This window comes from Ruminococcus sp. 8Y-12, assembly GCF_058119865.1.
This window is the reverse complement of record NZ_CM176623.1, coordinates 2,037,501-2,060,217: the sequence shown is the minus strand read 5'-3', so window position 1 is coordinate 2,060,217 and position 22,717 is coordinate 2,037,501. Positions and strand designations below refer to the sequence as shown.

14 protein-coding genes, 1 tRNA gene and 1 rRNA gene (1 of these 16 running past the window's edge) are annotated in these 22,717 nt (G+C 46.7%); 1 reads left to right on the top strand and 15 read right to left on the bottom strand.

Annotated elements, in window-relative coordinates:
* Positions 1-58: 58 nt before the first annotated feature.
* Together AC0THY_RS07490 and AC0THY_RS07485 are read right to left on the bottom strand one after the other, a co-directional pair.
* The gene (locus AC0THY_RS07490; RefSeq protein WP_489993809.1) at positions 59-5,785 is read right to left on the bottom strand and encodes a family 78 glycoside hydrolase catalytic domain; all 5,727 of its coding nucleotides are present in this window, start codon (positions 5,783-5,785) and stop codon (positions 59-61) included.
* A 135-nt stretch (positions 5,786-5,920) separates the two neighbouring features.
* Positions 5,921-7,243, bottom strand: a complete 1,323-nt coding sequence (locus AC0THY_RS07485) for a replication-associated recombination protein A (protein WP_489993808.1) — start codon at positions 7,241-7,243, stop codon at positions 5,921-5,923.
* A gap of 220 nt (positions 7,244-7,463) precedes the next feature.
* Here AC0THY_RS07485 and AC0THY_RS07480 point away from each other — a divergent pair, with 220 nt between their 5' ends.
* Entirely contained in the window at positions 7,464-9,041 is a 1,578-nt protein-coding gene (locus AC0THY_RS07480) for a polysaccharide deacetylase (RefSeq protein ID WP_489993807.1), read from the top strand.
* Between the two features lie 74 nt (positions 9,042-9,115).
* Here the strand turns inward: AC0THY_RS07480 and AC0THY_RS07475 are convergent, their stop codons facing one another.
* The 13 genes from AC0THY_RS07475 to AC0THY_RS07415 form a co-directional block, all read right to left on the bottom strand.
* Positions 9,116-10,513: a M24 family metallopeptidase gene (locus AC0THY_RS07475; protein WP_489993806.1), complete on the bottom strand. Its 1,398-nt coding sequence runs from the start codon at positions 10,511-10,513 to the stop codon at positions 9,116-9,118.
* Positions 10,514-10,525: 12 nt separating this feature from the next.
* Complete coding sequence (locus AC0THY_RS07470; RefSeq protein WP_489993805.1) at positions 10,526-11,854, bottom strand: M20 family metallopeptidase; 1,329 nt, start codon at positions 11,852-11,854, stop codon at positions 10,526-10,528.
* The gene (locus AC0THY_RS07465) at positions 11,855-12,820 is read right to left on the bottom strand and encodes an ABC transporter permease (RefSeq protein ID WP_489993804.1); all 966 of its coding nucleotides are present in this window, start codon (positions 12,818-12,820) and stop codon (positions 11,855-11,857) included.
* Complete coding sequence (locus AC0THY_RS07460) at positions 12,798-14,078, bottom strand: sugar ABC transporter ATP-binding protein (RefSeq protein ID WP_489994156.1); 1,281 nt, start codon at positions 14,076-14,078, stop codon at positions 12,798-12,800. Before AC0THY_RS07460 ends, AC0THY_RS07465 begins: the two co-directional genes overlap by 23 nt.
* On the bottom strand, positions 13,984-14,307 hold the full coding sequence (locus tag AC0THY_RS07455; protein WP_489993803.1) for an ATP-binding cassette domain-containing protein: 324 nt from the start codon (positions 14,305-14,307) through the stop codon (positions 13,984-13,986). The genes AC0THY_RS07460 and AC0THY_RS07455 overlap by 95 nt, the downstream gene beginning before the upstream one ends.
* A 16-nt stretch (positions 14,308-14,323) precedes the next feature.
* Positions 14,324-15,559 carry a substrate-binding domain-containing protein gene (locus AC0THY_RS07450; protein WP_489993802.1) on the bottom strand — a complete coding sequence of 412 codons (1,236 nt, stop codon included), beginning with the start codon at positions 15,557-15,559 and terminating at the stop codon, positions 14,324-14,326.
* A 181-nt stretch (positions 15,560-15,740) separates the two neighbouring features.
* Positions 15,741-16,745 carry a LacI family DNA-binding transcriptional regulator gene (locus tag AC0THY_RS07445; protein WP_489993801.1) on the bottom strand — a complete coding sequence of 335 codons (1,005 nt, stop codon included), beginning with the start codon at positions 16,743-16,745 and terminating at the stop codon, positions 15,741-15,743.
* A 410-nt stretch (positions 16,746-17,155) separates the two neighbouring features.
* Positions 17,156-17,929, bottom strand: coding sequence for an HAD family hydrolase (locus AC0THY_RS07440; RefSeq protein ID WP_489993800.1), 774 nt, complete (start codon positions 17,927-17,929; stop codon positions 17,156-17,158).
* 80 nt (positions 17,930-18,009) lie between these two features.
* Positions 18,010-18,990 (bottom strand): CehA/McbA family metallohydrolase domain-containing protein, encoded by a 981-nt coding sequence (locus tag AC0THY_RS07435; protein WP_489993799.1) that lies wholly within the window; start codon positions 18,988-18,990, stop codon positions 18,010-18,012.
* Between the two features lie 46 nt (positions 18,991-19,036).
* A complete protein-coding gene (locus tag AC0THY_RS07430) occupies positions 19,037-19,663 on the bottom strand; it encodes a TetR/AcrR family transcriptional regulator (protein WP_489993798.1) in 627 nt (208 codons plus the stop codon).
* Positions 19,660-20,754, bottom strand: a complete 1,095-nt coding sequence (locus AC0THY_RS07425) for a radical SAM/SPASM domain-containing protein (RefSeq protein WP_489993797.1) — start codon at positions 20,752-20,754, stop codon at positions 19,660-19,662. The genes AC0THY_RS07430 and AC0THY_RS07425 overlap by 4 nt, the downstream gene beginning before the upstream one ends.
* A 283-nt stretch (positions 20,755-21,037) precedes the next feature.
* Positions 21,038-21,108, bottom strand: a tRNA-Trp gene (locus tag AC0THY_RS07420).
* A 176-nt stretch (positions 21,109-21,284) separates the two neighbouring features.
* Positions 21,285-22,717 (bottom strand): 23S ribosomal RNA (locus tag AC0THY_RS07415) (it continues 1,456 nt past the right edge of the window).

The window sequence follows — 22,717 nt, the reverse complement described above, 5'->3', positions numbered from 1 at the left end:
TGGCTATCATTTTTCGACAGCCCTATCCATTTTTAAGTTACCAAGTTATAACCTGTTTTTACTTCTTCTTTGAAGTACCCTTTACGGTAATTACCACCTTGGCTGATTTACGGCCAGCTTTCAGAGTAATGGTTGCTTTACCGGCTTTTTTCGCCGTAATGCGCCCGTCTGCAGTTACCGCTACTACGCTTGATTTACTGGATTTCCAGCTTACCACAGCACCAGTAGCAGAGGACGGCGTCACTTTTGCCTTCAGCTGTCTTGCCTGGCCCACCTTCATTTTCTTAGATGCGCTCTTAATGCTAACTGACTTTACAGCCACTGCTTTCGTAACTACGCGAACTCTCAGTTTTGCTTTTTTGCCATTCTCCGCCTGGGCGGTAATAATTGCTGTACCCTTTGCTTTGGCGGTAATCTTACCTTTACTATTTACAGCTGCTACCTTTGGCTTACTGGATTTCCAAGTTACTTTTGCCTTGGAGCCATCTGTGGTTTTGACAACTGCCTTCACTGTGGCGCTCTTTTTACGTACTAGATTCAACGTTGACTGTGGCAGTTTCACGCTCGTCACACTTGCAAATACGGTAACACGGCTCTTAGCCTTTTTACCACTGCCATCCGCCGCGGTAGCTGTAATATCAGCAGTACCTGCCTTCAGAGCTTTCACAGTACCATCTGCGGACACGGTAGCCACCCGTGGATTGCTGCTGGTCCAAACAACATTTTTATTCGTTGCCTCTTTCGGCAGTATGTCAGCCGTCAATTTCTTGCTCTTACCGCTTTCCAGCCTTACAGCCGCCGGTGTTATAACTATGCTGGAAACCTGAACCTTAACTGGAGGTGTAGGTTCTGCTGCCCTTAATGCGTCTATGGCTTGCTGCAAGCGTACCACTGCATCATCAAGCGTCTTCTGGCCAGGACCTATCTCATCCTCGCTGGCTGCGATTACAGCTAAGATGTCCTGTACTTCTTCACGGGCTTTTGCAAAACTTGCCCAGCTGTCTGGTGTATAATCCTTCTCTGCCAGTTTATCTGCCTCAAGAATCAGCGCTTCGGCCTTGGCTGTCTGGGTTGGAGTCTTCAATGCATCCATGGCATCCTGCAAAAGTGCCACTGCCTCATCAAGCTGCTTCTGACTGGGCCCTGCCTCCTCACCGCTGGCTTCGATTTCCTCCAGGATATCCTGCACATCCTCACGGGCTTTTACATAACTGGCCCAAGTAACTTTTGTATAGTCCTTCTCCACCAGTTTATCCGCTTCCAGAATGAGTGCATCGGCCTGCGTCGTATCAACTGCAACTGCACCGTTAAGATAGGCCCCTATCTGTTTGAACTGCATACGGAACACGGTGTCATCTGTAGGCTTTTCACCCATCTTAATACCGGTGATACGCATATAGCGGCAGTTATAAACCTGGTCGAGTTCGAAAACAGCAGGCTCGCCGGCTCCTAAGATCTTGTAATCTTCATTGCTATAGTCCACGGCTGCAACAGCATCTGAAAAGTCACTGTTATTGGCCAGCTCAACTATAAATCTACGCGGGAAAAACGGCGAATTCCCTGATGCTGTCAGTGAATCGGTTCTGGGATACATGTGTATGCGGTCAATTGATTTGGCCTGCTTCATATCAAAGGTAATCTGCGGTCTGCTGGTACCTACCGGATTTTCGTCAACCGGACTGCTTGACCACCCATTGTCGCCTGACTTGCCGATCAAATTACCGTTTACCAGGTTGGCGCGAGACCAATCTCCAGAATTAGCATGTTCATTCATAGTGGTAATGTCGGAGCCAAACAAGCGGTTTTTGTACGTGACACTGCGTTTAAAGTTAGCCCTTATGCCACTGTAATTATCTTTTATCTCATCGATCACAAAGCGGCTATTTTCTGATAACGTTTTACCGTCAGCATCCGTCCACCCGGTAAACTCAAATTCTGCCGTATTTACAGGCTTCGCCTCAAACACAACCTTTGCCCCATATGGTACGCTGAAAGTAGCGGAGGCGCTTCTGTTGGCAATCGCTGTTTTTGTTTCATTCACGCCCTCAGCAGATATCTCAGCAGTGATTTTGCTGCCATAGAGATTTTCAACTGGGTTTGCTGCCACTTCCACTTTTTTAGTTGTTTTAATCGTAGTGGAAGTAAATTCGTAGGAGCCTGATTCAACTTCGTAAACAGCTCTTTTGTTTTTTGCATCATATTCTTTAAAGGTAACACCCTCTGCATCCTCTGCGTTTGCAGTGTTTCCTTCACTAACCACTGAATTTTTATCGATTGATGGAATATAAACCGTGGCGGTGGTGTTAGCCGGAACCGTAAACTTGTATTCAAATTTACCGTCATCCTCCCAGGTCCAGTCACTCTTAATGGTACCGGAAACCGAACGATACTCTCCCTTAGCATAATTGATGGTACCGCCATACTGAGGATTCAACACAAATTTATGGAAACCTGCATTGCTGGCATCATTCTCATCCCGGTCAATCCCCAAAACACCTGACATCATCCACTCACCAACGGAACCAAAGGTATAGTGGTTAAATGAGTTCATGCCAGAGGTATCAAATCCTCCCTCTGTAGTGAATGAGTTCCAACGCTCCCAGGTAGTGGTTGCTCCCTGGTTGATGCTGTAAATCCAGGATGGGAATGCTTCCTGCTCTAACAGTGTAAATGCAGTGTCAGACTGCCCGTTTGCTGACAGCGCAGGGGTAAGATAAGCAACTCCCACAAAACCGGTACCCAGCCTTCCTCCATTATCATCAATGATGGCCGCCAGCCTCTTGGCATAAAGATCGTTGTTCTCTTCATCTAAATTGTAATAAAGCATCATAGCATATGCCGTCTGTCTTTCACGCCTTGTATCTCCGTCGGCATGAGTTAACTTGTTCTCATAGCCCGGCAGATTAAAGTAGCTGGCTTTCACGGCTGCTGTAATATCTTTCGCCCGTTGTTCATATGCGTCTGCTACACCCTCCGGATCTCCGATCACACGTGCCATCTTGGCAAAAAGATTGTGTGAGTGTGCCATAAACAGGCTGTTTGTTATTACCTTGTAGTCATCTGGCATACTGCCGTCCATGTTTACCCAGTCACCTAAATTCCATAAACCGTGAGCACCGGAAGACTGGCGGCGCAGGTTGTCTTCCGTGTTTGGCGTGCTGTACAGGAAATCACACCAAGCCTTCATGGAATCGTAGCTGTCCTTTATAATCTGCGTATCGCCATACTGCTGGTATACATGCCACGGCACAACAGTGGCAGCATCTCCCCAGGCAGCACCCCAGTTATTGGAGAAATTGTCTTCTTTCGGATTGGTGGGGATTACCATGGGCACAAGACCGGTACGCTCACCAGTCTGAGTCGATTGGTAGCTCCTCAAATCCCGCAGCCACCTGGAATAGAAGGCATCGTTATTTTGAAGGTAGGTAGCTGTGCGTGAGAACATCTGTGTGTCACCTGTGTATCCCAGACGCTCATCGCGGTTCGGACAGTCGGTAGGTACACCAACCTGATTACCCAGCATACCCCAGTTAATATTCGAGAAAAGTTTATTTACTTTCGCGTGAGAACTCTCAAATTCACTAAGTTTTTCATTGTTGGAGGAAATGGCAATCGCCTGCAGTTCCTCAATCTCCACATTTTCCAAATCACCGGTAATCTCGAAATACTGGAATCCGTGGAAAGTAAAGCGTGGTGTCCACTCCTCTCCGTTTTCATCGCCTTTCAGAATATATGTGTCTACCGCAACCTTATTCCCTCCAGCATATGCATCACGTAAAGCCGCCCGGAAAATAGTTCCTGGAGGTCCATCGCCGCCGCCGACTGTTACGCCGTCTTCAGAATAAGCGGTATCCGTATTCAACATCTCAGCATGTTTTATAGTAAGTTTTGCGCCGGCCTCACCTTTCACTTTTATTGAAATAAAGCCTGCGATATTTTGAGTAATGTTATAGGTAAGACGGTCTGGATATTTTTCAGGAGTAACATTAACAATTTCATCCTTAAAACGTCTCACCTCCTGTATAGGCGGTTCTACCTGTCCAACAATTTCCGCCGCCGGCAGGTCAACCGCCGGGTTACCGCCGGACGCTGGTATCGTGGTGGCTGAAGGGGGGTCCACAACAAGAGCAGCAGACCAATCGTTAGGATCTTCGGTATAACCTACGTCGTTCCAACCCTCGTGGTCATAACGTGCATCATACCCTTCGCCGCGATAGTTGTCAGCATAGGTAATCGGCCCATAGGTGAAATTCCAGTCATCACCAGTACCCACAACGTCCTGACTTCCGTCCTCGTATGTAATTACCAATTTGCCAAGTACAGACTGTACATTACCGTACAGATTATAGTTTCCGCCTACCATTTGATGAGGGCCAGAATACCAACCCTTGGCGGTCATGGCACCAATCGCATTCTCACCATTGGCATTAAGCATATCTGTGACATCGTAGGTCTGGTACATAATGGTGTGGAAATAGTCTGTCCATCCGGGCGCCAGATACTGGTCTCCCACCTTTTCACCGTTAATTGCAAACTCATAGTATCCTCTGGCCGTTGCATATAAACGGGCACTCTTAATCTCCTTGTTTTTCGTAGTGAAATCCTTACGGAAAAGAGGATCATTATTTATATTCTCAGGGAGCTGCAATTCTTTTACCTTCTTGTCCGAATAAACTTCCTCCCGTCTTGTCATATTAATATAGGTTGATGTATCCGGATGTGTGCTCTCCTGGCCATCATTTTGGAGCGTTTCATTTGGGAACAGAGATGAGGTTTGCTCAAAATTTTCCTCATACATAAGCTTGCCGCTGTCGCTGTTGTCCCATATTTTAATATTGGTGAAGTCAGAGGCTTCGGCATCCGTTCCATTGGTTCGGAAACCAATTCTGCCCAGGGGCCATACAGGTTTTCCTTCCGTTCCATTGTTAGGCAATGCCCTTCTTTCCTCTATTTGGGTAAATGCAGTATCTCCCGCCGCTTTTAAAGATGTGGTAGCATAGGATTGGTCACCTTCGCGGGCCACTTCAATTTTGCAGGTATACCATGCCGCTTTTCCTTCAGGCGTATTGGGTATAACACCATCCTTCATGACAATATGGGTCAGCTCGGCTCCACCCGGAGTCCATGCGTGCGGACGGTATGTAGGTGTGCCGTCAGCCGGTACATTATTTTTACCTGCCTGGATGTTAAACTGCCACATAAGAAAGCAATTGTCTTTCGATCCAAAAATAAACCCGCTGGCATTATTCTTGATTCTAAAATCATATTCAATTGTATAGTTGTAAGTATCTTCCCACGCATAGGGCTTTTTCGTAATCCATTTTGCATCGCCCCAGGGTGTCATCGTGGAATCCATAAAACCGGTCTCAAAATAAGCCCCTGTATCACAGACAGCATCACCCTTGTTTGTTTTGGAAAGAACTTTCCAATAGTATCTGGTGGTAGCTTCCAGATCAGGACCATCATAATACACATTCAACGTACTGTCGGAATTTTCTTCCGGACTTTCCCATACATAAGGACCGTCCTCCAAATCCTCCTCTGATGTTGCCACATAAATACGATAGCTCTGTTGCACAACACCCCGTTCATCCGACGCAAGTGTCCAGCTAAAACGTGGTTTTTCCACGTCTATGCCCATGGGGTTTACCACATACTCCGTCCTGAGATCAGTGGCTGTCACCGTACCCACCGTAGGTGCCGCCGCTACAGGAACCTTAGGAATTATGGTAGTAAGGCACATCAGTAAAACAAGTAAAGCTGCATAAATCTTCTTTCCTCTCATTTCCCTTTCCTCCTTGATGTTTGTTTATTAGTTTATTAAACATCTACCTTTACCATAACATTAATTTTCTCCTTTTTGCAGAGTAAATTTCTCCGATTCAGGGTATAATTTTTCGATAATTTATAAAACCTGAGACTACCGTTCCCGTCCTCTTTTCCATTCCTTAATAGCTTTTAATTTCCGTTTTATTTCTCCCTCACTTCCCTGTTCCGAAGGACTATAGTATTCCTGGCCTTTGAGTCCATCCGGCAGGCATTGCATTTTCGTAAGCTTCTCCTCCGTGTCATGGGCATACTCGTATCCTTTCCCATAATTCAAATCCGCCATAAGATCTGTCACAGCATTACGGATCTGCAGCGGCACCGGCTCCGCCCTCCGCTCCCGGATATCCTGTTTGGCCAGAGTGCACGCTTTGTAAGCGGAATTGGACTTGGGCGCCATAGACAGATAAATGACTGCGTGAGTTAGATTTACATCGCACTCCGGTACCCCATTGAAATGGCAAGCCTGGTATGCTGCCACAGCTACCTGCAGCGCATTGCTGTCGGCCATACCGATGTCCTCACTGGCAAAGCGGATCAAGCGCCTGGCAATGTACAGGGGATTTTCTCCTCCCTCCAGCATACGCATCATCCAGTATACCGCAGCGTCCGGATCACTGTTGCGCATGGATTTGTGCAGCGCTGATATTATATTGTAATGCTCTTCACCAGTCTTATCGTAGATCAGAGACTTTCTGCTGATGCACTGTTCAAGTACCTGGTCTGTGACGTTGATGGCCTCTGGGGTCATTACTCCATTTAGCACTGCCATTTCAAGTGTGTTCAGTGCAGTCCTTGCATCCCCATTGGCAAATACGGCTATGGCTTTTAGATGCTGTTCTTCTATATTAATCCTCTGGTTTCCGTAACCCATGGGATTTTTAAGAGCGTTTTTTAACAGTTCAACTATATCATCAGGGTCCAGGGCTTTTAAAACAAATACTTTGCAGCGTGAGAGAAGAGCAGCATTAATTTCGAATGATGGGTTCTCGGTAGTCGCACCGATCAAAATAATACTTCCCTTCTCAACATACGGTAAGAAGGCATCCTGCTGGGCTTTATTAAACCGATGGATCTCGTCCACAAAAAGAACCGTACGCACCCCCATTTTCCGGCTGCTCTCCGCTTTTACCATAACCTCCTTGATTTCTTTGATTCCGCTGGTAACAGCGCTGAAATCAATAAAATCTGCCTTTGTCTTCCCCGCGATTACTCTTGCGATGGTGGTTTTCCCCACTCCGGGAGGTCCCCAGAAAATCATGGAGGAAACCTGATCCTGTTCAATCAACTGGCGCAGTATTTTTCCCTGCCCCAGTAAATGTTTTTGCCCCACAAACTCCTCTAAGGTCTCCGGCCGAAGCCGGCTGGCCAGGGGACTGCTACACCTTCTGTCATCAAATAAGGACATCTGCTCCACTTTTATTCACACCCTTTCATTTTTCGTACATTTGTTCTATTTAATACTAATATACCAAAAATATTCCTCATTGTGAAGCCCTTCCTTTCGTGATCTTCCTATCCCTGCTCCCGTCTAATCCATTTTCTACATTGAAAATCCTCTCTGTTCCACTTGCCATTTATTCAAAAAAATGAGAGAATAGGAGCGATAACGTTGTACATAAGGAGGTTGATTGCACATGAGTACACAGAACTCAGATGACAAAGTAAATAGAGGACACATTGACGACGGCGCAAAGCGCAGAAGAGAGCGGCGTTTAAAACGTCGCAGGGCTATGGTTATAAAAAGCATCCTATTGCTTCTGCTGGCTGCACTGCTGGTTGTTGGAATTGTATTTGCAATAAAGATTCTAAACCCAAAGGACAGCAAAGAGGCATCGGCAGGGGTTGCGGGTGAATCGGAAAACATGCTTTCCCAGGGAGACAGCGAAGGTTTGGACACGGCGCCCGCTGTCACAGATACGGATTCCGAGACCTCTTCCCAGGAGACACAACAGTCCGTCCAGACCGGTGGTGAGGCCAAGAGCGTTCTGGATCAAGCCAAGGCAATGGCAGCAGGATATGACTATGACGGCGCCATTGCACTTTTAAAGTCAGTGTCCGGATACGAGTCGGATTCTGAAATCACCCAGGCTGTCTCTGAATTTGAAGCCGCAAAAGCGGCTTGCGTTCCCGTGGATGTGGACACCGTACCCCATATTTTCTATCACTCACTGATCAATGACACGGACAGAGCCTTTAACGTCTCCGTGTTGGGCCAGGGTCAGGTGGACGGCATGAATGCATGGATGACCACTGTGGAGGAATTTGACAGTATCACCCAGCAAATGTATGATAACGGATACGTATTTGTACGTCTACGAGATCTGGTGGTGGAAACCAAAAATGAAGACGGAAGCGTTACCTTCGAAAAAAATACAAATCTCTTACTTCCGCCTGATAAAAAAGCGGTGGTGCTCTCAGTGGATGACCTGAGTTACTACCACTCCTATAAGGATGCGGGTTACCCGGAAAAGCTGGTGTTTGATGAGAACGGAAAAGTAAAATGCCGTTATACATCCTCTGACGGTACAGAGCAGATAGGCGATTTTGACGTGGTTCCCAGGCTAAATTCCTTCCTTGAGGAGCACCCCGACGGCGCTTACAAGGGAGCCAGAGGTATGATTGCCCTCACTGGGTATGACGGTGTCTTTGGATACCGCACAGACGTTGCCTACAAGACGGGCGAAAACCTCACCCAGGACCAGAGCGACTGGCTGGCCGCACATCCAGACTTCAACTGGGAGGAGGATGTGGCTGAGGCAGCCAAGATCGCAGATGCCATCAAGGAAAGTGGCTGGGAATTTGCCAGCCACACCTGGGGACATTTAAGTGTCACCAACAAAACGGTGGATGAGCTTAAGACAGACAATGATAAATGGGTAAATACGGTTCAAAATATCGTGGGGCCTGTTGACATTATTATCTTTGCCCACGGAAACGACATTGGTGACTGGCAGGATTACAGCCCGGACAATGAAAAATTCCAGTTCTATAAAAGTGCCGGCTACAATTTCTTCTGCAATGTGGACGGCTCCACACCCTACTGGGTACAAATAAGGGAGAACTATGTGCGCCAGGGCCGAATCAATCTTGACGGCTTTATGCTCTACAAGGCAAGTACCGGCGAGACGAATGTTTTGGACAATATGTTTGATGCCTCCCAGGTCTTTGACTCCAGACGCCCGGTTCCGGTGGTGGCAAACGGCGAATCCTAAATCCCACCTAAACAAAAATCATCCAAACGACCAGGTCAGTTGAAATGACCTGGTCGTTTTTGACATGCCACAGATCAATTGTTTTTGACCATAGCATATCCCTTATTCAATAGATATGGATTTAAAATACCCTGTGTCTCATATAGGGGCAGGGTCTCTTCTTTCAGGCAGATACCCAGCACTTCCCTCATGTAGGACTTTCTCCTCTGAATCCTCTCCCATATTTGGGGATACTGATCTGCGATCTCTCTTCGCAGACTCTCATCCGCAATCAGGATGCCATCTTCAATATTGCAGGTATAGCATCCCCCCTTTGATTCCGGGATGATATCCAGCTGAAGCATCTGTCCGCTGCGGATACAAAATTCCGAGTTTTTAAAGATCGGCGAATTCATCCACTCCTCACTGCCTATTCCATGGCCCGGATTTAATACCCACCCATACTTTTCTTTTGGGAATATCTCCTCTATCATGCGGTACAGATCTCCCCCCTTCACACCCAGGCCAATATTCTCATACCAGCTCACAGCCGCGGCAAAATAGAATTTCACCAAGGATTCCATGTAATTTTGGGCACCTTTTGGAAGATCCGCTTTTCCTTCAGCCAGATAACCGGCCCTGCAGGACAGAGCTCCCCGCATTCCCCAGCAGATCGTAACCGGATCTCCTAGATGCATCCTATGGTCTGTTGGACTGACCAGTCCGGTCAGTGTCCTTTCTCCGGCCGACACATTGGTGTGACAGCTGAGCGGCAGACCACACGGATTTAGATATGCTGCGATTTCCAGCTCTGTCTTCCCAACTTCCAGGTTTTCCATTGCATCCAGCATCCCTGCTGAGACTGCACTGGTAAAATACTCGAAATTTGCAGCCTGCTCAATCTCCGTTTGATTTCTCATTCCTTTTTCCGGTTCGATGAGCATATCATTGATATTTCTCACGTCTCCATCCAGTCCCACAGCAGACTTCAGGGCTTGTACAATATAAAAAGGAATATCAAATAAATCACGCTGTTCCTCTGTAAACAATTTCCATCCTACAACACCTGCACGGCTGCCCTGCGTAACCTTGCACTCTTCAAAACACTTCTTTAAATCTGTCTCCCGGTCCATGGGCTGATTCGCCATGGACAAAAGCTGACACAACACAGGTCTGACGTCAACTTTAGCGATCTTGGTCAGGGGCAGACATTCATTTCCCAGAATGGCAAAGCACTCCCCCTCCCTGGATATCACTGCTATCCCCTCTTCAAATCTAGGCTCAAAACCGTAAAAATACTCAAAGTTCTGAAAATGTTCCCTGTCACCATAGATGACTGCCGCATCCAGTTGCTCTTCCCTCATCCTGCTGCGCAGTCTGTTTAACCGTTCCTGGTAAACCTTTTCCCCTACCTCGGGTATGCAGCCCAGTCTGACAGGAACCGGCATGTCGATCCTTTCATATGTAACCTGTTCCGGTTTCGTGATCTTCATTCTGCTATCCTCCTATTCCACTGTTCCACACCATTCCAGTATAGTCAGGGCAATGGTTTTTGCAGCCTGAATCAAATCCTCCACAGGGCATTTTTCATCGTTGCCATGGGCATCCCTGGGATCTCCCGGTCCAAAATTAACGATCGGTATTCCTGCTTTTTCAACCCAGCCCATATCCGTATGGAAGTAGGCCCCCTCAAGAACTGCGGGAATGTTTAATGCCTTGAGACTTTTTTCCATGGTCTTCACAAGGGGATGGTCCGCGCTGGTCTCCCCGCAGTCCGCATTAATCTGCCACTCCAGTTTCGGTGGATGTGCCCTTAACCAACTGTCCGTCTGGGATACCCCGCGGATCAATTCTTCAATTTCCTCCATAACCCGTCTGCCGCCTCCCAGTTCATCCCGCTCAAAGGGCAGATAGGTGGCGTCAAAATAGATCTCTGCTTTATTTGCATAGGTGGAAATAAACTCCCCCATATTTACTTTCCCCACATAAATCTGGCAGGGTACCTTCATAAGGGGATGGGTTTTGGTAACTGTCCATTCTTCGTTTAACCGGTCAAAGTGATCCAGAAACATCCTGGCTTTTTTGATAGCATCCACTGCCCCGCCTTTTCTCCAGTCCATCTTGGGCAGCTCAATATGACCGCTTCTCCCCTCTATTGTCAGCTTCCCCCAGATCACACCCCTGCACAGAGGAGAAATCTTCAGTTCGGTTGCCTCGGTCATAATGCAGGCATCCGGCCGGTATCCCTTGTCCACATAAGCCAGAGTACCGATTCCGGGGTTTTCCTCAGCCGCCACTGTGACAACAGATGCATCCCCGCAGAGCTTCACTCCTGATCTTACGATGGATTCCAGCGCCGCCATCATGGCCGCCACACCGCCTTTCATATCAATGGCCCCCCGTCCGTAAATGGCTCCGTCCCTTATTTCTCCCCCAAATGGATCTGCAGACCATTGAGTGCCCTTGGCCACCGTATCAACGTGGCCCATCAGCGCAATGCTCTTCCCGTTTCCGGTTCCTTTCACGGTTGCCACAACATTTGGCCTGTCCTTTGGATCAAAGTCCCTGGAGTAACCCGGGTATCCTTCATACTTTGACAACCCCTCCACATCCGGCTCCCACATATCTACCTCTGCGCCCAGGTCTTCCATATACTCCTTTATAGCCGTCTGGACTCTCCCCTCACGCGCTTCCTCGTCTTTCTCCCCAAAATAGGGATTGACAGAAGGAATCCGGATAAGCTTTACCAGCAAATCCACGATATGCTCCTGATTTTCATCAATCCACCCCAATACCTTCTCTTTATTGTCCATTTCTTCTATCCTCTCTCTCATTTAAGCTTCTCTTGTCTGTTCATTGCCAAACGCAACTGCCAGAATGATAATGATCCCCTGCACGATCTGCTGCTGTGCCACATTCAACCCCATGATAACCAGCCCGTTTGAAATCATTCCGATTAACAGCGAACCCACGAGAGTGCCTATTATTGACCCTTTGCCGCCGCTCATAATCGTTCCCCCCAGAACAACTCCGGCAATAATAGACGTCTCCACGCCTTCACCAAACGTACATCTCCCTGTATGCATTCTTCCCGCATACAGGCATCCGGCCAATCCGGACATAATTCCACTCACCAGCATTACCAAAAACTTTATTTTTGTAGTGTTTATACCTGAGAACTTTGCTGAAATCTCGTTCCCCCCCACTGCCAGAACCTGTTTGCCATATTTCATATGGCGCAGCATCAGATGGCCGATACATACAATCCCCAGCATCCATAGCAACAGGATTGGAATAGGCCCCAGATCCCCTGAACCAAAGATAAAATTAAAGGCACTGTCCGCAATGGGGACCGGAGCTGACTCCGTGGGCAGAAGAGCGATCCCGTAGATAATACCCGACACTGCTATGGTAGATACAAAGGAGGGCATCCTGATCTTTGCGTACAAAAATCCATTTACCGCTCCCACAACTGCTCCCGTTGCGATTCCGATCAGAAATGCAATCGGCATGCTCACCCCGCTGCGCAGAGCCAGGGCAATGAGCAGACTGGAAAGCCCCACCGTGGAACCCATACTCAGATCCATCCCTCCGGTACTGATCACAAAGGTTAAGCCCACCCCCAGAATCACCATAGCAGAAGTCTGTCTGATGATATTCAGGGCGTTGGAAAAGGTGAAAAATCCTTTCCCCCGCAGCGTGACAGCAAAAAATGCTAAGACCAACACCAGCGCAATATAAATCGTATATTCCCTTACAAAACTGCTAAGCTTCTTTTTACTGATACCCTTGAATTGCATGCTGTAGCACCTCCTCATTCTCGATCTCTTCTCTCTTCATTTCATGAATGACATGGCCGTCCTTAAATACAAGGATACGATCAGCCACTGCAAGCAATTCATTTAACTCACTGGACACAATCAAGATGGAATTGCCTGCGTCCGCCAACTGGCGGATCACATGGATAATCTCTGTCTTTGCACCGATATCCACTCCCACCGTAGGCTCATCCATCATCAGAATTTTTGACTCATTGGCCAGCCATTTCGAGATAACAACCTTCTGCTGGTTTCCTCCTGAGAGATAACAAATTTTTTTGTTCATTCCGTCTGTCTTAATATTGAGCAGTTCAATCTGATCCCGCACAATCTGATCCGCCTTCTTATCGTTCAGGAACAACCCCTTTCGCAGCTTGTCTAAGATTGTGACGATCATATTTTCTTTTACACTGTGTTCCACCACCAGCCCCTGTACTCTTCTGGATTCAGGAATAAGGGCGATCCTTCTTCTGATGGCATCCATAGGCTTACTGATCTGACATCTTTCCCCTTCAATATAGATTTCTCCGTTTTCCGGTTTCAGCAATCCGAAAATAGACTGAAGTGTCTCAGAACGTCCGCTCCCCATCAGACCGGCAATCCCTAAAATTTCGGACTCGTAAAGTTTAAAGCTTACATCTTTCACCCTGTCTTTATATCTTAAGTGTTTCACTTCCAAAACCGGTGTGCAATCCATAGAATATTTCCGCGGGACCCATTCAAACTTCTTATTCATGTCTGTCCCCACAATATACTGGACAATGTTGTCAATGGGCACATTTGAGCAGGCATCATCCAGCACGATTACGCCGTCTCTGAGCACAGTGATCCGGTCGCACAACTGATAAATCTCCTTCATGCGGTGGCTGATAAATACCACCGATATCCCTGACCTTACCAGATTCCTCACAATGTCGAACAGCATCTTCGTCTCCCTTTCTGTAAGGGCAGAGGTAGGTTCATCCATAACGAGAATCTTGATGTCAAATGACAGAGTTTTCGCAATTTCAACTATTTGACGGTAGCCTACACTCAGGTTCTCAACCCTCTCTCTGGGATCAATATCTATGCCCAGCCGGTCCAGTATCTCTTTGGCCCGAGCTGCACATTTTTCATTGTCTATCATTCCTGTTTTCTTTTTGGGTTCATGGGTGAGAAATATATTTTCCGCCACAGTTAGTGTTGATATCAAGCTGAACTCCTGAAAAATCATACCTATTCCCTGAGCCCTGGCATCCAGAATTCCCCGGGTGCTGACTGTTTTCCCCCCCCACACGGATCTCCCCCTGATCCGCCTGGTACACTCCATTTAAAATCTTCATAAGGGTAGATTTGCCGGCCCCATTTCCGCCCATCAGCGCAACAATTTCACTCTCATAGACCGTATAATCCACATTTTTCAGAACAGGGTTCCCATTAAAGGATTTGCAGATATTTTTCATTTCCAATACTGCTTTTTTAGCCTTCACACTCTTCACCTCTAGTTTATTTTCGGGCCTCATTCATAATCATTTCCGTTGGATCTTCGCCGTAACACTGCCTCCATGCCTCAACCACATTTCCGTGGGTAACGGCCAGCCCCGGTGTTGCCACAAATTCAGGCGCCTGTTTTTCTAACAGTCCATAACATCCCAGTATCCCCAGCGCCCTTGCCTGGGCTCTGATCCTCTGAGCGGCGATCCCCTTCACCATATCATCCTGTGCCAGGGACAAGGCTACATCCTCACCTAGGTCACATCCTGTAACAGCAAAATCTGTTCCGCTCTTCCCATTAGCCCTTGCAGATGCCGCGATAACAATGCATGGCTCATCATACCAACCAAATGCCCCTTTCAGGTTTGGATGCTTCAGCAGCATAGCGTTCATTGCATCCTCACAGTCCGCGGCCGTCTCACAGGGTGTTGACTCCACAATTTCAATGTCAGGATATTTGCTCTCCATGGTTTCCATAAATCCTATTTTTCTCTGCTCCACCGGATACAGATTCACATTTCGATAGCACATGCCCACTTCTCCTTCACCTCCGATTGCCTCTGCGAGCAGTTCAGCTGTGATCACTCCATTACCGTAGTTATCGGAGGATACGCAGGATACATAGTCTTCCCCGGCCTTCATCCCCTCACCGCTGGCATCCATAAACACCAGTTTTATTCCGGCATCCGTCACTTTCTGCCAGGCCTCTCTTGTTCCCACAGCGTCCACCGGCTCTCCTATAATGATATCCGGCTTCATTGCCATGACAGTCTCAATATCCGATAACTGCTGCTCTGTACTGAGTCCGGCGTCTGTCACTGCCACCACTTTTATTCCGACTTCCTCCAACATTTCTGTGATAAACTGGGTGTGCTTTGTTATATAGGTATCTCCACCCTGATGCCAGCAGATTGCCGCCGTATAATTCCCCTCCTTCAGCTTCGCCACCTCTTCTGCTGTCAATACCAAATCGCTGGGAGATGAAGGTGTTTCCCCATTCGGCCCCTCTTTGGCGGATACTTCTGTGGGCAGCCCCTCTTCCACAATAATCTGGCCACCAGACGGGGCTTTTGCAGCATCTCTACTCTCGTCTGCACTCTCCTCCTCTTCTGTGACATCCCCTGCTGCAGATGTCTGACTATTCTCCGTCACCGCTTCTGTATTTCCGTTTTGATTAGACGAACAAGCGCTGAACAGAACAACACACATGGTTAACCCCATAACAATACTCAATATTCTCTTTTTCATAGTTTATACCTTTCTGTTTATCTGCTATTTACTTCAGTTCCCCATATACCTTCCCCAAAAATGGGTACAAAAAATACACTTCGGGCGTCCCCCAAGTACTTTGGTCCAATATTGGTTATGCGTTAGATCACATTTCCCTCCTCTCTTACACTTTTTTTATCCGCACGGCTCTCTATTGCTGTTACAGCTCTCCTATTTCCACAGCACTTTCCCTCTCAACAAAGGATGTACTGATCTGTATATTCAAAGCCACATCCACTGGCCCCAGCTTATTCACCAGCATGTTTACTGCTATCTTCCCCATCTCCGCTTTATGTACTTTCACTGTAGTCAGCCCCGGTGAAGCGATTGCACTGTATGGAAGATCGTCAAAGCCTACCATGGAGATATCTCTCGGAATTTTCATTCCCGCCTCCTTCAACGCTTTTATAACCCCCAGTGATATCATATCATTTACCACAAAAAATGCAGTTGGTAGATTCTGGTTCTCCTTCAAATATGCTTTCATATCCTGATATGCTCCCTCCATAGTTGGAGAAACATCAATCCGGTAGTTGAATCCCTCGGTTAGGCCAGTCTCTTTCAGTGCCTGGCGGTACCCTTTCTCTCTCATCTTAAAATTGTCTATCGCAACCAGGCTATTTACAAAACCGATTTTCTTATGGCCCTTTTCCGCCAGATATTTCACTGCACGGTAAGCTGATTTTTCATTCTCTGTGGTGATGGAATGATATGGGAATTCCGCAAAAAAGTTATCGATCACTACCATTGGGGCTGTTACCCCGCTGAACTTTTCCATATCCTCCTCAAACATTTCCGTTGCCAGAAGTATATTTCCAGTACTGGTATCCCGCTTAATCTCATTCAAGATCATATCATAGTCAGCACTTGTCTCATTCAGAGTACTGATCTCCAGCTTGAGGTTGTTCTCCTTGCACCCCTTCTCAAGGCCATCAAATAAAACAGAAAAAAACGGTGTGTCATCTAAAATTTTTCCATGTTTTTTATATAAAATAAGTCTTACTTTTTTAACTTTTTTAGAGTCTATATATCCTGACTCATTTGCTATTTTCATAATTAATTTTGCTGTTTTCTCGTTTACTCCTGATTTCCCGTTTAAAACATTAGAAACTGTGGCAATGGAAAATCCAGATTTTTCACTTATTTCTTTAATTCCTATTTTCATATCATCTCTCCTTGTAACCATTATAGTTATTATTTATATTTTTGTCAATATCTATATTAAATTTTATATTTATTTTTTACATCAATTTTACACTGTCCTTTAGACCAATCAGACATCATCTCCCTTAAGCTGAACAATGTACGCTCTTTTTTGGCATTTTTTACTTTATAATAACACAGTTATAAAATTTTATGAAGTTTTTTCATTCTTACACATCAGAACATTCCCCTTTTAACTGTCTATAAGCTCTCATGCATGTAAGTATGTTGCGCCTAAATCTAAATTTATAGTGTATTACATACCCGGCAGCTAAAAAGGAAGAGCCAGGCACTCAGTGCCTGGCTCTTCCTTTTTAGCTGCTTCCCCTACATCCAAGTCATATACTTGTCAATAAGCTGTTAGAAACAGTTCTACTCCTCTGCCATTCTATTAAATGCTGAAAATGCAGTATGACTGGTTAGCATGTCCACAATCTCCAGCAGTTCTTCCTCACTCTCCGCACAGTAATCCGGCTTAAGATCTGCGTTCAGTACCAAATTTTTTCTTCTGTTCAACCAGACAGACTGCCATCCCGCCATCTTAGCGCCCCGCACATCGTTCTCAAAAGAATCCCCCACAAAGCAGATTCTCTGAGGTTCCAGACCTAGTACCTTTGCTGCGTGGTCAAAGATTTTCCTGTCAGGCTTTGCCGCACCCACATCGTCAGACACAAAGACTGCAGCTGTGGGTACCCAAGCCGTCAGTCCCAGGGTCTCCACCTTTTTCCACTGATGGCTTGAAGGCCCGTTTGTGATAACCCCTGTCACTACTCCCCTTTCCCTGCACATCCCCAAAATTTCCCTGACTTTATCTGACATCTGAAGGTGGTCTTGGTTTTGTGCATAGAGTCTTTGAAACTCCAGAGCCTGTGCATCAGAAATGGGGATTTGAAAGTCAGCAAATGCTCTCTGAATACGATAGATATACATCTCTTCCATAGAGATAGCCCCACTTCTGGACAATTCAAACACCTCATCACTGTGCCGCCGGCTGGATGCAAAGAGTGCATCTATGGAAAAGGAATAGACTCTTCCAAACAGTGCTTCACAGGCTTTGGCAAAAGGCTGCGCCTGGTCATACAAGGTGTCATCCACATCAAATAAAACGGCCTGAATCTCTTTAGACTTCTCTGTTGTGCTTTTCATCCTGAACTCTCTTTCTATATCATTTACTGTGCCAAGACTTTTCTCACGTTAAACGAACTATGTTTGGCCCTCAAATCCCATTATAAATAAATAGGATTGCTCCATGCTGTTTTCCCATATCGGTCCGTGCACTGTACTCTTACGTACCTCTCATGGCCCTTCAGCAAATATTCTCCGCTGCACAGTGTATCCTCCGGTGTCTTCGCTACTCTTGAAATGCCATCTTCAATAAAATTTCCGGCCATGAAATCAATCCGGTACACTGGACTGCACTCTACATATACGTTTCCGTCTCGGATTCCCCAGTCATAAATTTCCGGCCCGCTGGAGGAATAGTAGTTTCCAGACAACATATTTTGAAGAATACTATCATGGCTCAGTTCCCTGCTTTTCACTACAATATAACCGCCGCAGGAATCATCGGGCACTCCACTGTTGTGATTATCATCAGAGGCAAAGGCACATATGTGTTTGCCGTCCTGCAGCATCCTGTCCCAGTAGGATGTGTCATACCCTGTGTTACTCTCATTGGCGGTTCCAAAATTAAATATCTCCAAAGCCCACAGCCCCTCTGTGCTGCAAAAATCCTCTTTTTCCACTCTGGACCAGATCGGATGATTATATGTTGTAATGCATCCTCTCGCTGCAAGCTCATCCACCATCTTTTGAGCCTGTGCTGCGCCGTCCCAGGTTTCATAGCAGATCGTTGGCTCCAGGCGCTCCATATGATGAAACAGCGGTTTCAAGGCCGCAGCCTGCATTTGACTGGTACCCAAAATTCCGTGAATATGGTGAGCCTTTTTGCAAAGGGCAGACCCTACTTTCTCAAACAGTATTACAGACGCCTCCAGCCCGGGCAGAATCAGAAAATCCTCTCTGTCAAAGTCCTCTCTGTAATCTGTATACAGATTATGCTCCGAAAAACACAGAAAATGATACCCATGATCCCGGTACAGAGCCACGGCCTTTGCAGGGGTCAGTTTTCCGTCTGAATTTACTGTGTGACTGTGTAAATTACCTTTATACCAGTTTCCCTGTTGGCTAAATCCCTTAATCTCCATAATATGTTCCTTTCCCTCCCAAGATAACACCCTGTGTCTGAGCTTACTAACTCCTTTTGACTCCGTAAATCCTTCCAAACTCCCTGACGTGCTCTCTCAGCTCCTCCAAAGCTTCCTCCTCTTTTTCCGGCTCCTGGTCATACTTATTCAGCAGAAAAAAGATGGGCGCATAGAAGTATAAAGCCATCATTTTGGGATTGGCCTCCTCAAATGCTCCCTGGCGAATCATTTCCTGAAAGAGCAGCGACTGGTATTGAATGGCAGCCTCCATGAACAGCTCCCGGTAAACCTGATAGATTTCCCTGTTCTGATATTGCTCTATGGTGAGCATATGGCGGAAACGGGATGCAAACGCATCCCTCATATAAAACAGAAAGATTTCAATACTCAGTTTCTCCAGTCCCTGCTCCGTCAATGTGGCGTATTTCTGAGCCGCTGTTTCCATGTCCCTATCATCCGGCAATCCCAAGTCATCGGACATAGACTTCATGCGCTCCGACATTTCAGCCACAATGGTATCAAATATTTCCTTCTTACTTGTAAAGTGCTTGTAGAGCGAACTATCTTTGATTCCCACTGCATCTGCTATATTTTTTACACTGGTTCCCTGATATCCCTTTTCAGAAAATAGGTCCAGTGCTTTTTCAATAATTAGCTCCCTGGTTGTCATCATCTTCCCCCCTTCAGGCATTCTATTACCTGTTGTTCCTGGTCATACAAAACGCAGCCGCCGGTGTGCTCTCTATTTAACATCCCCTCTGCCGAAAGACGCAGAAAGAGCGGAGAGTGAAGTGCGTCCCGCAGGGAGGTGTATAAAAGACTGGTATCTGAATAGGGAGAAAAGGGGCAGGGTTCTGCTCCTCCCCTGGCGTTGATGTGAAAAAAACCTCTTCCGGCAGCCAGGCATCCCCCAGATGATTTTTCATCTCCCGGGAAAGATATAAACAGCATTTGGTCCTCTCTCACTCTCTTTTCCTTCAGCTGATCTTCTATATATTTCCTATCCTTCTCGTCCGGTGCCAGTGCCTGCGTGGCCCCGTCCGTTGGAACATACTCCACATAAATCACCGCTTTTCCTCCCTGGTCATATATTTCGGTTGTAAACGCTTCGGACAATACATCTTTCACATTCTCTTTTGTAACAGTCACAGATATTCCAAACAAAATTCCTTTTTCTTTTAATTCCTTCATAGTGTGCCGGAGAACATCATAAACTCCCGGCCCCCGCCTGGTATCTGTATGTTCCCTCGTACCCTCCATGCTTAGGATTGGTATTAGATTTCTACACTCTGAAAACAGCCTTACGTATGCTTTGTCTACCATTGTACCATTTGTAAAGACAGGAAACAAGATGTCCGGATGCTGTCCTGCTATTTCGAGAATTTCTCTTCTTGTCAAGGGTTCTCCTCCTGCAATCAGGATGAATATGATTCCCAGTTTCTCAGCCTGCTGGAAGATGTCACCCCACTGTTTCCCTGTCATCTCCTCCTTGTTACAATGGTCACTGCAGGTTTGGTTGGCCCTTGCATAGCATCCCTTACAGCGAAGATTACATTTTTCTGTTATACTTGCTATAAGAAATGGAGGTATATGTTCCCCCTTTTTCTCCATCTGCTCTCTGATAAGAGCTGCACGCCTGCTGGCCTTTACATAGTTCACCATAAAAAAGCCGGCTCTGGGTGTTTTTAGGGATGTCTTCACGATCCCCTTTACAATATTCTCAACTCCCTTTGTTAGGTATGACTCTAAGCAAAATCCCTCCATATAGTTCCTCCTTTACAAAAAGTAGTGCCTTGGGGGCACTTATTTAGCAGACGATGTGCCAGCTAGTAATCACTAGCTAATTGTAGGTTTATTATAAGCTAGTAACCGCTAGCTGTCAAGTTCATTTTAATATAGTATTGATAAAGCAAGCTGTTACTGGATTTTCGTAGTAAAATAATTCGGAGTAAAATAAAAAGGAGCTGCCGCAAAATGAATTTCTCATACAAGATGTTAAACCATATCCTGATGAAATTTTACATTTTACGACAGCCCCTTAACCAAACAGGGGATGAGAGAATCGAACTCCCACTAAGAGTTTTGGAGACTCCTGTCATACCACTTGACCAATCCCCTATATAAAAATACAGTGACTATTGCTAGTCACTCTTCAAATAAACAGCATCTCTAAAGATGATGCATATACCTTCAAAACCACACACAGATCTATTCAACCATCCATTTACCTATCCTACTCTTAACCAGTATTCTAGTATTCCAGTAATCTCTTACTCTCTTTAACCCTTACCTTCTTGGTTAAGCCTTCGACCTATTAGTAACAGTCAGCTCCATACATTACTGCACTTCCACCTCTGCCCTATCTACCTCGTCGTCTTCAAGGGGTCTTACCGCTTTGCGGGGGATATCTCATCTTGAGGGGGGCTTCACGCTTAGATGCCTTCAGCGTTTATCCCTTCCCGACTTGGCTACCCGGCTCTGCTTTTGGCAAAACAACCGGTACACCAGTGGTCAGTCCAACCCGGTCCTCTCGTACTAAGGTCAGCTCCTCTCAAATATCCTACGCCCACGCCGGATAGGGACCGAACTGTCTCACGACGTTCTGAACCCAGCTCGCGTACCGCTTTAATGGGCGAACAGCCCAACCCTTGGGACCTACTACAGCCCCAGGATGCGATGAGCCGACATCGAGGTGCCAAACCACTCCGTCGATGTGAACTCTTGGGAGTGATAAGCCTGTTATCCCCAGGGTAGCTTTTATCCGTTGAGCGATGGCAATCCCACTTTCTACCACCGGATCACTAAGTCCTACTTTCGTACCTGCTCCACCCGTCGGTGTCGCAGTCAAGCTCCCTTTTGCCTTTGCACTCTTCGAATGGTTTCCAACCATTCTGAGGGAACCTTTGAGCGCCTCCGATACCCTTTCGGAGGCGACCGCCCCAGTCAAACTCCCCGCCTGACATTGTCCTCCCGCCGGTTTACGGCGGCTAGTTAGAAACCCAATACTGCAAGGGTGGTATCCCAACAGCGGCTCCTTGGCAACTGGCGTCACCAATTCTCTGCCTCCCACCTATCCTGTACATGCAATACCGAATCCCAGTATCAAGCTGGAGTAAAGCTCCATGGGGTCTTTCCGTCCTGGCGCAGGTAACCAGCATCTTCACTGGTATTTCAATTTCACCGGATGCATTGTTGAGACAGTGCCCAAATCATTACGCCTTTCGTGCGGGTCGGAACTTACCCGACAAGGAATTTCGCTACCTTAGGACCGTTATAGTTACGGCCGCCGTTTACTGGGGCTTAAGTTCAAAGCTTCGCTTGCGCTAACCTCTCCCCTTAACCTTCCAGCACCGGGCAGGCGTCAGCCCATATACTTCACCTTGCGGTTTTGCATAGACCTGTGTTTTTGCTAAACAGTTGCTTGGGCCAATTCTCTGCGGCCTCATTTCTGAGGCACCCCTTCTCCCGAAGTTACGGGGTCATTTTGCCGAGTTCCTTAACAATGCTTCTTCCGTCGGCCTTAGGATTCTCTCCTCATCCACCTGTGTCGGTTTACGGTACGGGTATGATATAAACAATAGCGGCTTTTCTTGACGCATGGCTCACACACTTCCCTACTCTAGTTCGGTACGCATCACGTCTTCGGATTGTATGACGGTTTTTCCAATCATACTCCTGCCCCGCTTGCCCCGGGGTTTCCACTCCCGGGTTGTGCTTTCCACACGTG